Below are 12,217 nucleotides of genomic sequence, written 5' to 3'. Positions count from 1 at the left end.
CCCGCCGGGCAGCGGGCCGCCGTCAGCGACCGAGGGGGAGGTCCATGACACACCCGCCGCAGGTGCGCCCCGCACACCCGCCGGGCCCGGGGCCCGGCCGGGCTCCCGCTCCGGCTCCGGCTCCTGATTCCGCTCCTGTCTCCGCGCGGGGCGCGCTCCTCGCGGCCGGCTCCCGGCTGCGCGCCACCGCGACGACCGAGCCCGGCCGGCTCCGGATCATCGGCGCCGTGCTGGCGGCGCTGGTCGTCGCGTTCGGCGCGGTGACCGCCCTGGAGGTCTCCGACCGGGCGGCCTCCGCGGACGACGTGGTGAGCCGCAGCCAGCCCCTCAGCGCCGACGCCGCCTCGGTCTACCGCTCGCTGGCCGACGCCGACACCGCCGCCTCCAGCGGCTTCCTGGCCGGACCGGCCGAGGAGCCCGCCGAGGTCCGCGAGCGGTACGAACGGGACATCGCCCTCGCATCCAGGCTCCTCGTCAAGGCCGCGACCGCCGCCGACGGCTCCAGCGAGTCCGGCCGCCAGATCGCCACGCTCAATCAGGAACTGCCGGTCTACACCGGCCGGATCGAGACCGCCCGCGCCTACAACCGGCAGAATCTGCCCCTCGGCGGCGCCCATCTCCGCTTCGCCAACGAGCAGATGACCAAGGTGCTGCTGCCCGCCGCCCAGAAGCTGTACGACGCGGAGTCGGCCCGTCTCCAGCAGGACGAGGAGGAGGCCCGGTTCTGGCCGCTCGCCTCGCTCACGATCGGTCTGGCCGCGCTCGGCACGCTGCTCTGGGCCCAGCGCCGCACCTATCTGCGCACCCATCGCGTGTTCAATCCGGGGCTGCTCGCCGCGACCGCCGCCACCACCGCCGTCCTGCTGTGGCTGGCCGTCGGGCACACCCTGGCGCGGTCCTCGCTGGCCGAGGCCAGACAGGAGGGGCAGCACTCCCTCGACGTGCTCAACGACGCGCGCATCAGCTCCCTGAAGGCCCGCGCCAATGAGAATCTCGTCCTGGTCGCGCGCGGCGCGGTCCTCACCGACGACGGCAAGAGCGACAAGTACGAGACGGAGTACACCGCGGGCATGGTCGACCTCGGCAAGGGGCTCGACCGCGCCGGGCAGCTCGCGGACGACGACGCGGGCCGTGCCCCCGTCGCCTCGGCGGCCGACGCCGTGGGCGAGTGGCGGACCCGGCACCGGGACGTCAGCACCACGGACCGGGCCGGCGACTACGAGGGCGCGCTGAAGAAGGTCATCGGGGCGAAGGGCTCCACCGGGGAGACCTTCGACCGGGTGGACGAGGCCCTGGAGAAGGCGCTCGCCCATGAGCAGGGCGAGTTCACCCGGGCCGCGCGGGACGGGCGGGACGCGCTCGGCGGACTGCCCGCCGGGGCGGCGGTGCTCGGAGTGCTCGGCGCCGCGGGCGCGGTCGTCGGCGTCAACCGCAGACTGTCGGAGTACCGGTGAGAGGGGGAGAGATGACGGACGGGACCAGCTCCGCGGACTCCACGACCGGGGCCGGGGGCTCCGCCGACGCCACGACCGGGGCGGGGGGCTCCGCCGCGGCCGGGTCCGGGACCGGCCGCCGGATCGCTCTGCGCGGCTGGGGCGGGGTCGCCGCCATGGCCGCCGTCTGCGCGCTGACCGCCGCCGTCACCCTGCTCCCGCTCTCCCGGGGCGTCGGCGCCGCGGGCTCCGGCGGCGAGCGGAGCGTCACGGCCGCCTCGCCCGCCGCCGCGGACGACTGCACCGCGCCGGAGGCCTCCCTGCCCGCGTCCTCCGGCGACGGACCGAACATCGCGGAGATCAAGAGGCGCGGCAAGCTGGTCGTCGGAGTGGACCAGAACAGCTATCGCTGGGGCTACCGCGATCCGGCGGACTCCGGCAGGCTCAAGGGCTTCGACATCGATCTCGCCCGCGCCATCGCCGAGGACGTCCTCGGCGACGCCGACGACATCATCTTCCGCGCCATCCCCACCAATCAGCGCATCCCCGCGCTCAACAGCGACACCGTGGACCTCGTCGTCCGCACCATGACCATCAACTGCGCCCGGGCGAAGCAGGTCGCCTTCTCCACCGCGTACTTCGAGGTCGGACAGCAGGTGCTCGCCTCCAAGGGCTCCGACATCACCGGGTACGACTCCTCGCTGAAGGGCAAGCGGGTCTGCTCGGCCGAGGGCTCCACGGCGTACGAGGCCCTGGAGAAGAACGCGTTCGGCTCCGTCTACCGGGACGCGCACGACGGCGGCCCCGCCGACGAGGACATCCTCACCGTGCCCAATCAGCTGGACTGCCTGGTGCGGCTCCAGGAGGGCCTCGCCGACGCGGTCGTCACGGACAACGCCCTCGCGGCCGGCCAGGCGGCCCAGGACCCGGCGGTCGAGCTGAAGGGCGAGGCCTTCACCACCGAGTACTACGGCGTGGCCGTCAAGCTCGGCAAGGACGATCTGGTGCGCCGGGTCAACCACGTGCTGGAGGAGTACCGCGTGTCCGAATGGACCAAGGCGTACGAGCGGTGGCTCGCCGACGGTCTGCCCGGCATGTCCCGACCGCCCGAGCCCAAGTACCGGCAGCGCTGACGAACGAAAGAGGTGATCGATGGGCGTCGCGGGAGCGGCCTCCGGCTCCGGCGGGTGGACCTCGGGACCGGCCATGGACCGGGACGAGGTGGACCGGGCGCTGACACGTCTGGGCGCCGAGCACGAGGCGATCGAGTCCTCACTGCTCGCCCTCCAGGACCACGCGGGCCGCAGGCTCCTCGAAGGGGCCGAGCTGACCGGTGTCACCAAGGACCGGTGGGCCGCCGCGGAGCAGGCGATAGCCCTGCTGTGGGGATACTTCGACGCCTACTCCGCCGCCCTGACCGGCATCCGTGAGCTGCGCTCGCGCCGCCGCTGGCCGGGCCGGGAGGATCTGGCCGAACTGACCGAGCGGCTGCGCGGCCCCGGGGTGACCGTGGCCGCCCCGGCCGCCGGCGCCGCCCTGGCGATCGGCGGACCGGCCAGACTCTCCGAGCGCTTCTCGCTGGAGCAGCTGGTCGAGCGGATGAACGAGCTGTACGCGAGCTCCCTGGACGTCGTGGTGACGGCGGACGCGGTGTGGTCGGCGCTGCCCGCCCGGATCGATCTGCTCTCCGCCGAGCTGCAGCGCACCCGCTCGCTCGCCCACTCGGTGGGCGTGCGCCCCGGCGAACACCCCTCCGGGGACGAGCTGGAGGAGATCACCCATGAGCTGTCCGCGCTCCGCGCCCAGGTGATCTCGGACCCGCTGGCCTTCTGGCGTCCGGCGCGCGGCAGTTCGGCCCCCGGCGGCGGGCGGCCCGACACCGACCGCTACGACCGGGCGGCCCGCGCCCTGGAGGACATCCGGCGGGAGATCGAGGCCGTGCTGCGGGTCCGCCAGGACTCCGAGGAGCGGCTGATGCGACTGCGCGACGTCCTCTCCCGCGCCGATCGCACCCTGGCCGAGGCCCGGTCCGCGCGCGGCGAGGTGCTGGCGAAGATCGCCGCCACCGAGGTGCCCGCGGTCAGCGGCCCGCCGACGGCGCTCCAGGAGCGGCTGGGCACCGCCGCCGAGTACCGCAGGCACTCCCGCTGGCACCGGCTCTCCCCGCTGCTGGAGACCCTGGAGCGGGAGGCCGAGGACGAGCTGATGCGGGCCCGGGAGTCGCTGACGGCGGTCACCGCCCCGCTCGCGGTCCGGGCCGAGCTGCGCGGCCGGCTCGACGCGTACAAGGCGAAGATGGCCCGTCTGGGCCTCGCCGAGGACCCGCTGCTGATCGAGCGGTACGACGTGGCCCGCCGCATGCTGTGGAGCGCGCCGTGCGATCTGCGGGTCGCCGAGCAGGCGGTGCTGCGCTATCAGGGGGCCGCGGCCGAGGCCCTGGCCCAACGGGAGCCGGGGCCGTCCCGGCCCGAGGATCGCCGGGGGGACGCGTGAGCGGGAACGAGAGCTGTCAGCGGCCCGGCTGCGACGGCGGCTACGAGGACATGGGCGGCGGCGAGCTGTACTGCGACACCTGCGGTCTCGCGCCGGTCGTCGCGGCCGCCGGACCGCCGGGCGCGCCGGGCTCCGGCCGGACGGGCGGATCGGTGCGCAACGGCTCCCGCTCCTCCCGGGCCTCCTCGCGGGCGTCCGCGCGCTCCTCCACCTCCCGCCGTTCGGTGTCGGGGCGGCTGTCGCGCGCCACCGCCGCGTCCGGCTCGGCCTCCTCCACCCGCTCGGTCTCGGTGCGCAGCTCCGGCAGCTCCACCGGCGTCTCGGGGCGCAATCGGCTGGGCGCGGGGCTGGTGACCGTGCCCGAGGTGCCGCGCCCCGAGCCGCGTACGGCCGTGATGGAGAACGCGGAGGTGCCGGAGCGGAAGCGGTTCTGCTCGCGCTCCGAGTGCGGGGCCCCGGTGGGGCGTTCGCGCGGCACGCGCACCGGGCGCACGGAGGGCTTCTGCACCTCGTGCGGCCATCCGTACTCCTTCGTTCCCAAGCTCGCCGCCGGTGACATCGTGCACGGCCAGTACGAGGTGGCGGGCTGTCTCGCCCACGGCGGTCTGGGCTGGGTCTATCTGGCGGTGGACCGCGCCGTCTCGGACCGCTGGGTGGTGCTCAAGGGTCTGCTGGACACGGGCGACCAGGACGCGATGGCGGCGGCGATATCGGAGCGCCGGTTCCTCGCCGAGATCGAGCATTCCAACATCGTGCGCATCTACAACTTCGTCGAGCACCTCGACCAGCGCACCGGCTCGCTCGACGGCTACATCGTCATGGAGTACGTCGGCGGGAAGTCGCTGAAGGAGCTGGCGAACGACCGCCGGGACGCGTCCGGCAAGCGGGATCCGCTGCCGGTGGAGCAGGCGTGCGCGTACGGGATCGAGGCGCTGGAGGCCCTCGGTCATCTGCACAGCCGTCAGCTGCTCTACTGCGATTTCAAGGTCGACAACGCCATCCAGCAGCAGGACCAGCTCAAGCTGATAGACATGGGCGCGGTCCGGCGGATGGACGACGACGAGTCCGCGATCTACGGCACGGTCGGCTACCAGGCTCCGGAGGTCGCCGAGACCGGTCCGTCGGTCGCCTCCGACCTCTACACCGTGGCGCGCACCCTGGCCGTGCTGACCTTCGACTTCCAGGGCTACACCAATGTGTTCGCGGACTGTCTGCCCGATCCGGAGAACGTGCCGGTCTTCCGTACCTACGAGTCGTTCTACCGGCTGCTGGTGCGGGCGACGGACCCGGATCCCGCCCGGCGGTTCTCCTCCGCGCAGGAGATGGCGGAGCAGCTGACGGGGGTGCTCAGGGAGGTGGTCTCCCTCCAGACGGGCCGGCCGCGTCCCTCGCTGTCGACGCTGTTCGGTCCCGAGCTGCGGGTCACCGACGCGGAGTTGTTCGCCGAGTCGGCGGGCGATGTGTCGGCGCTGGGCGCGCGGCGCGCCGGCGGCGGGGGCCTGGGGCGGGGCCTGGGCCTGGGCCGGGGCCGGGGTCGGAAGAAGGCCATCGGCGCGGGCGCGCCCGCCGGGCCGTCGCCGCTTCCGCGTCAGGCGACCGGTGAGCCGGGGGCCGGCGCGTCACGGGCCGGTGAGCCGGGGGCCTCGGCGGGGATCGCTGAGCCCGCCCGGGGCCCGAGCGCCGCCGCCGGGATCGCGGAGCGGGCCGGAGCGCCCGGCGCGGTGCGGCTCGCGCCGCATCTCGCCGCCCTCGACACCCGGGCCGTCTCGCTCGCGCTGCCCGTCCCCCGGGTCGACCCCGGGGACCCCAACGCCGGTTTCCTCGCCGGTCTGCTGGCCTCCGCGCCCGCCGAGCTGATCGCGGCGCTGGCCGCCGGGCCCGCGCCGACCACCGAGACCCGGCTGCGGGAACTGCGGGGCCGGCTGGAGCTGGGCGAGGGCTCCGCCGCGGCCGCCGTGCTGGCGGAGCTGGAGAACGGGCACTCGGACGACTGGCGGGTGGTCTGGTACCGGGGTCTGACGGCGCTGACGGCCGGGGACGACGCGGCGGCGGCGCTCTCCTTCGACGCGATCTACGACGCCTTTCCCGGCGAGCCCGCGCCCAAGCTGGCGCTCGGGGTGTGCGCCGAGGTCCTCGGCCAGCTGGACAACGCGGCGGAGTACTACCGGCTGGTGTGGACGACCGACCCGAGCTATGTCAGCGCCGCGTTCGGCCTGGCCCGGGTGCAGCTCGCGGCGGGCGACCGGACCGGCGCCGTACGCACCCTGGAGTCGGTGCCGGAGTCGTCGATCCACTACACGGCCGCCCGGGTCGCCGCCGTACGGGCCCGGCTGCGCCGACGGGCGGCCCAGGAACCGCTGTTGGACGATCTGCTGGCCGCGGCGGCTCAGGTGGAGGCGCTGAAGGGGTTCGGTCTGGACGCGGTGCGCCGCGAACAGTTGTCCACAGAGGTACTCGGTACGGCCCTGGACTGGGTACTCTCCGGTAGTCCCGGTGCTCAGCCGTCCGTACCGGCTCCGTCGAGCGCGTCTCGGCCCGGCAGCGCGCCCACCGCCCCGGCGGCCCGGCCCGCTTCCGCGCCCGCGGCGCTGCTCGGCAGCGAGTTGGACGAACGCGGACTGCGCCTCGGGCTGGAACGCTCCTACCGGGTCCTCGCCCGGCTCGCCCAGCGGGGCGAGGAGCGGATGGAACTGGTGGAGCGTGCCAACCGCTTCCGCCCCCGGACGTGGGTGTGATTGATGTCGTCGCAGATGCACCGGCCGGCCGCCGGGTCGCCGTGCCCCGCTTGCGCGGAGCCGATGGAGGAGGACGACCGCTTCTGCGGCGCGTGCGGACACGACCTGTCGGCCGCCGCCGCGCCGCCGGGTCCGGACCGTCCGACGCTGGCCATTCCCGTGCCGCCCGAGTGGCGGGCTCCCGGCGCGCCGGGGGCGGGCGCGGGGGCGGGGGCGGGGGCCGCCGGGCGGCCGCCGTCCGGTGAGCCGCCCCGGTCCACGGGGGAGCCCGGGGCCGCCGGGCAGCCGGGAGCCGCCGAAGGGTACGCGCCCGGGGGCGGGGAGGCGTACGGGCCCGGGGTCGCCGGGCAGCACGGGCCCGGCGGGGGTTACGGACCCGGCGGGGCCCCCGGGGAGACCGGGGACTTCGCGCTGCCCGCGCCGCAGCCGCCGGCCCAGACCCCGGCGCCGGCGCCGCAGCCCCCCGCCGCCGATCCGCGCGTCGCGGCGGTCCCCGCACCGCCCGCACCCGCCGCGCCGAGCGCCGGCAAGGTCTGTGTGGCCTGCCGCTCCGGCCGGGTCGACCCCGACGGGTACTGCGAGAACTGCGGCCACGCGCAGCCGAAGGAACGCGACCACATGGAGCGCGAGCTGGGCCCCGTGGCCGCCGTGAGCGACCGGGGACTGCGCCACCACCGCAACGAGGACGCGTTCGCGATCTCCACCACCGCGCTGCCGGACGGATCGCCCGCCGTGGTCGCGATCGTCTGCGACGGCGTCTCCTCGGCGACCCGCCCCGACGAGGCGTCACTGGCCGCCGCCGGGGCCGCCAACGAGCTGCTGCTCGCCGCGCTGCCGCGCGGGACCCACCCCCAGCAGGCCATGCGGGAGGCGATCGTCGCGGCCGCCGCCGCCGTGGACGCGCTGGCCGACCGGACGCCCGCGGCCGATCCGGCGGAGCCCGCCCCGCACCACCAGCTGAACGCGCCCGCGTGCACGATCGTCGGCGCGATCTCCGCCGGGGGGCTGCTGATCGTCGGCTGGGTCGGGGACAGCCGGGTCTACTGGGTCCCCGACGACCGCGGCGGCCCCGCCGCCCGGCTCACCGAGGACGACTCCTGGGCCGCCCAGATGGTGGCCGCCGGCCTGATGAACGAGCGGGAGGCGTACGCGGACGAGCGCGCCCACGCCATCACCGGCTGGCTGGGCGCCGACGCGTACGAACTGGAGCCGCACACCGCCGCCTTCAAACCGGACCGTCCGGGGGTGGTGGTGGTCTGCACCGACGGTCTGTGGAACTACGCGGAGGGCCCCGACGAGATGGCCCGCGCGATCCCGGCCGACGCCGCCGAACGGCCCCTGCACAGCGCCCAGGTGCTGGTGGGGCACGCGCTCGACGGAGGCGGCCACGACAATGTGACGGTGGCGGTGCTGCCGTTCGCGGTGGCGCGGCAGGGGGCGGAGTCGTCCCACGGCGCCTATCACCGGGCTTGACGCGCACACCGGGGCACGATGCCCGCACAGAGCGACCGGGCGCCCGTGACGGGGGAGGCGCCCGCGACGGGGCATGAGCCCGGACTTGTCCAGATCTCCCCGAGCGGAGCCTTCAAGGAGTCCAGCAGATGGCCAATTTCTCCAAGTCCCAGGTGCCCAGGTTCTCGGTCGAGGTGTATCAGAACGAGTATCTGCCCGAGGGCGGCCGCGAGGTGAACGCGATCGTGACCGTCACCTCCACCGGCGGCGGCACCACAGGAGGCGTTCCGCTGCGGGGCGTCTCGGCGTCGCCGGCGGGGATCCCCGCGCCCGCGCCCGGCGCGGCCGTGGTGATCATGGTGGACTGCTCCGGCTCCATGGACTATCCGCCGACCAAGATGCGCAACGCCCGGGACGCCACCGCCGCCGCCATCGACACCCTGCGCGACGGGGTGGAGTTCGCCGTGGTCGCGGGGACGCACCAGGCCGTCGAGGTCTATCCCGGCGGCGGACGCCTGGCGATCGCCGACCGGCACACCCGCGGCGACGCGAAGAGCGCGCTGCGGCGTCTCAGCGCGGGCGGCGGCACCGCGATCGGCACCTGGCTCGGGCTGGCGGACCGGCTGCTCGCGGCCTCCGCGGGCGACATCCGGCACGGCATCCTGCTGACCGACGGCCGCAATGAGCACGAGTCGCCCGAGGCGCTGCGCTCGGCGCTGGCCGCCGTCGCGGGGCGGTTCACCTGCGACGCCCGCGGGGTGGGCACCGACTGGGAGGTCAAGGAGGTCACCGGGATCGCCTCCGCGCTGCTGGGCACCGCGGACATCGTGGCCGATCCGGCCCAGCTGGCGGCCGACTTCACCGCCATGATGGAGAACGCGATGGGCAAGGAGGTCGCGGACGTCGCGCTGCGGCTGTGGACGCCGGTCGGGGTGGAGATCAGGTTCGTCAAGCAGGTGGCCCCCTCCGTCACGGAGCTGACCGGGAGACGGACGGAGGCGGGCCCGCGGGCCGGGGACTATCCGACCGGATCCTGGGGCGACGAGTCCCGCGACTATCACGTCTGCGTCCGGGTGCCGGAGGCGTCCATTGGACAGGAGATGCTCGCGGCCCGGGCCTCGTTGATCGTCCCGGCTCCGGACGGCGGGACGCCCGAGGTGCTCTCCCAGGGTCTGATCAGGGCGATATGGACGGACGACATGGCCGCCTCCACCTCGATCAATCCCCAGGTGGCGCACTACACCGGTCAGGCAGAACTGGCCCAAGTCATCCAACAAGGTCTGGATGCCCGCAAACTGGGCGATTACGACGGAGCCACGGCCAAGCTGGGCCGCGCGGTGCAGCTGGCGCAGGTCTCCGGGAACGAGGACACTGCGAAACTGCTTTCGAAGGTGGTCGACGTGGTCGACGCGGCGACAGGTACTGTGCGACTGAAGGCCAAGGTCGCCGAGGCCGATGAGATGACGCTCGAAACACGGTCCACGAGAACGGTCCGGGTGAAGAAGTAGTCGCCTCCGCCGCGACCGAGGCCGCCGAGCGACGGCGTACGAGAGACGTACGACAGAGGTGAGACGGCCCCCGGGCCGGACGAGGAGAGGGGGAAGCGCCGACATGCCGACCTGCCCGAACGGACACCAGTCGGGTTCCGACGACTGGTGCGAGGTCTGCGGCCACCGCATGGCCGGTCCCGGCGCTCCCACAGGGTCCGCGCCGCCGCCCGCCCCCGGGTACGGCTACCCCGGCCCGGGCGGCGATCCGCACGCCACCGCCCACGCGGAGCTGTGCCCGCAGTGCCGCACCCCGCGCGAGGCCATGGCCCCGTTCTGCGAGGAGTGCCGGTACAACTTCCTGACCCACACGGCGACGTCGTACACGCCGATCGCCCCGGTGCCGCAGGCCCCCTCCCCCGGGCTGAACCTGCCGTCGGGCTTCACCAACCAGCCGCCCCCGCCGCCGCCCGGGCCCCGGGGTCCGCACGGCCACCAGGGGCCACCGCCGCAGCACGGCCAGTCGGCGCAGCAGAGCGCGTCGCAGCAGCACGGCCGGCCCGGCGGTCCGCAGGGGCACGACCCTTACGACTACCAGGGCTCCCGGCCCTCCCAGCTGAACCGCCCCGCCGAATCGCTCGGCGACGGCCCGGGGCAGCCGTTCCCGCCGGGACCGCCCTCGCCCTTCCCGCAGGGACCGGGTCAGCACGGCGGTCCGGGCCAGCACGGCGGCCCCGGTCCCGGCCAGCACGGGGGCTCCGGGCAGCCCGGCGGTCCCGGGCAGGGCAGGTCCGGCCCGCCGCAGGGCTTCCATCAGCAGTCCGCCCCGCCGCAGCCCCAGCAGCAGAGCGCGGTGGACGACTGGATGATCTCCCCGCCGTCCCAGGGCGCGCCGCCCGCCCCGCACCAGTTCCCGCAGGCCGGAGGGGACTCCCCGTTCCCCCAGGGGCCGGGGCGGCACGACGACAGCGGTTCGGCCCCCGGACAGCACCAGTCGCCGCCGTCGTATCCGTCGGCCGACAACTGGACCGCCGTCATCGCGCCCGACCGCGAGTACTTCATGGCGATGATGCAGCGCAGCGGTCCCGACGCCAGCGGCCTCAATCTGCCCGCGTACTCCCCCGAGCAGCACCTTCAGCTCACCGGCACCCAGATCACCATCGGCCGCCGCCGCCAGTCGACCGGGGAGTCCCCCGACATCGACCTCTCGGTGCCGCCGGAGGACCCGGGCGTCTCGCACAAGCACGCCGTGCTGGTGCAGCAGCCCGACGGCACCTGGGCGGTCGTCGACCAGAACTCCACCAACGGCACCACGCTCAACGGGGCCGAGGAGCCGATCCAGCCGTATGTCCCGGTCTCGCTGAACGACGGCGACCGGGTCCATGTCGGCGCCTGGACCACGATCACGGTCCGCCGCGGCTAGGGCCTCTCTTCCGGGGCTTCCGGTGGGCCCAGCGGCCAGACGTACGGCCCCGCCGGATCGTCCAGCCAGGCCCACTGGCGGCCGCCGCCGACGGTGACCCCGAAGCGCTCCCGCCCGGGCCGGCGCTCGCGCTCCCAGAGCGCGAGCGCCTCCCTCGGATCGAGGCTGTCCGCGGTCAGCGTCAGCAGGAACCGGAAGAGATCGCTGTCCAGGACCCGGCGGGGCAGCGCGGCGGCGCGCCGCCTCGGGGCGGCCGCGCTGCCCCGGAGCGAGACGAAGTACGCCGAGGACCGCAGAAAGCGCCCCTCGGCGATCCGTCCGCCGCGCTCGTCGTCCCGGAGCGTCAGCGCGATCAGCCCGGTGGAGAGCGGCGCGAGGATCCGGGCCCCGGGCCGGCACTGCGCCAGCCAGTCGTACGGGATGTACGGCAGGGTGCAGGTCACGATGATCCGGTCGAAGGGGGCGCGCTCCGGGCAGCCGCGCGCCCCGTCGCCGGTGACCACGACCGGGCGGTATCCGGCGGCGGCGAGATGCGCCCGCGCGGAGTCGGTGATCTCGGCCTCCATGTCGACGGTGGTGATCCGCTCGTCGCCGAGCCGGTGGGAGAGGAGCGCCGCGTTGTATCCGGTGCCCGCGCCGATCTCCAGCACGGTGTCCCCGTACCGCGCCTCCAGCGCCTGGAGCATCCGGGCCATCAGCGACGGCTGGCTGCTGGAGGAGATCAGCTCGCCGTCGCGGACCCTGGTGGCGAGCGGCCCGTCGTAGTACGCCCCGCGCAGCCAGCGCTCGCGGCGCACGGGGTCGGGGTCCTCGCACCAGAGCCGTTCGTAGCCGCCGACGCCGTTGACGAAGTAGTACGGGACGAAGAGGTGGCGGGGGACGTCTTCGAAGGCCCGCCGCCAGGCCGGGTCGGTCAGCGAGCCGTCGGCCGCGATCAGGCGCACCATCGACCGCCGTGCCTCGGCGGCGGGCTCGGCGTAGCGTTCCAGATGCGTGGCCATGTCTCCACTGTGCTGCGGCGCCGCCCGCCGCGCGAGCAGCCGGGCCGTGCGGGTCCCCCGGTCCGTGCCCGGTCCGTCCGCCGTGCGCCCCCGTCCGCCCCCGTCCGCCCCCGCGCCGGACCCTCGCCGGACCCTCGCCGGACCCTCGCGGGGGCCGGTCCGGGCCGGTGGTCCGATGGTCCTAGGCCCTCGG

Annotated in this window: 8 protein-coding genes; 7 read left to right on the top strand and 1 reads right to left on the bottom strand. The window is 75.0% G+C overall.

The genetic code is table 11. The features are described 5' to 3' along the window. The first annotated feature begins 44 nt into the window (after window positions 1-44). The 7 genes from ACF089_RS09305 (at window position 45) to ACF089_RS09275 (ending at window position 11,023) form a co-directional block, all read left to right on the top strand. Entirely contained in the window at window positions 45-1,454 is a 1,410-nt protein-coding gene (locus ACF089_RS09305) for a hypothetical protein (protein ID WP_392024016.1), read from the top strand. 11 nt (window positions 1,455-1,465) lie between these two features. Next, on the top strand, window positions 1,466-2,566 hold the full coding sequence (locus tag ACF089_RS09300; RefSeq protein WP_392024013.1) for a glutamate ABC transporter substrate-binding protein: 1,101 nt from the start codon (window positions 1,466-1,468) through the stop codon (window positions 2,564-2,566). Window positions 2,567-2,585: 19 nt separating this feature from the next. Next, complete coding sequence (locus ACF089_RS09295) at window positions 2,586-3,926, top strand: hypothetical protein (protein WP_392024011.1); 1,341 nt, start codon at window positions 2,586-2,588, stop codon at window positions 3,924-3,926. A gap of 50 nt (window positions 3,927-3,976) precedes the next feature. After that, window positions 3,977-6,661: a tetratricopeptide repeat protein gene (locus ACF089_RS09290; RefSeq protein ID WP_392024761.1), complete on the top strand. Its 2,685-nt coding sequence runs from the start codon at window positions 3,977-3,979 to the stop codon at window positions 6,659-6,661. Between the two features lie 3 nt (window positions 6,662-6,664). Then, window positions 6,665-8,134 carry a PP2C family serine/threonine-protein phosphatase gene (locus tag ACF089_RS09285; RefSeq protein ID WP_392024008.1) on the top strand — a complete coding sequence of 490 codons (1,470 nt, stop codon included), beginning with the start codon at window positions 6,665-6,667 and terminating at the stop codon, window positions 8,132-8,134. 128 nt (window positions 8,135-8,262) lie between these two features. After that, window positions 8,263-9,621, top strand: coding sequence for a VWA domain-containing protein (locus ACF089_RS09280; protein WP_392024005.1), 1,359 nt, complete (start codon window positions 8,263-8,265; stop codon window positions 9,619-9,621). 103 nt (window positions 9,622-9,724) lie between these two features. Continuing rightward, window positions 9,725-11,023, top strand: a complete 1,299-nt coding sequence (locus ACF089_RS09275; RefSeq protein ID WP_392024003.1) for an FHA domain-containing protein — start codon at window positions 9,725-9,727, stop codon at window positions 11,021-11,023. Here ACF089_RS09275 and ACF089_RS09270 read toward each other — a convergent pair. Then, window positions 11,020-12,024, bottom strand: coding sequence for a methyltransferase domain-containing protein (locus tag ACF089_RS09270; RefSeq protein WP_392024000.1), 1,005 nt, complete (start codon window positions 12,022-12,024; stop codon window positions 11,020-11,022). The genes ACF089_RS09275 and ACF089_RS09270 overlap by 4 nt on opposite strands. Window positions 12,025-12,217 lie beyond the last annotated feature (193 nt).

The sequence above is a fragment of the Streptomyces sp. NPDC014894 genome (genome assembly GCF_043080985.1).
In the GTDB taxonomy this organism is placed as follows: domain Bacteria; phylum Actinomycetota; class Actinomycetes; order Streptomycetales; family Streptomycetaceae; genus Streptomyces.
The sequence above is the reverse complement of the archived record's forward strand: the minus strand, read 5'-3'. Positions and strand labels throughout refer to the sequence as shown.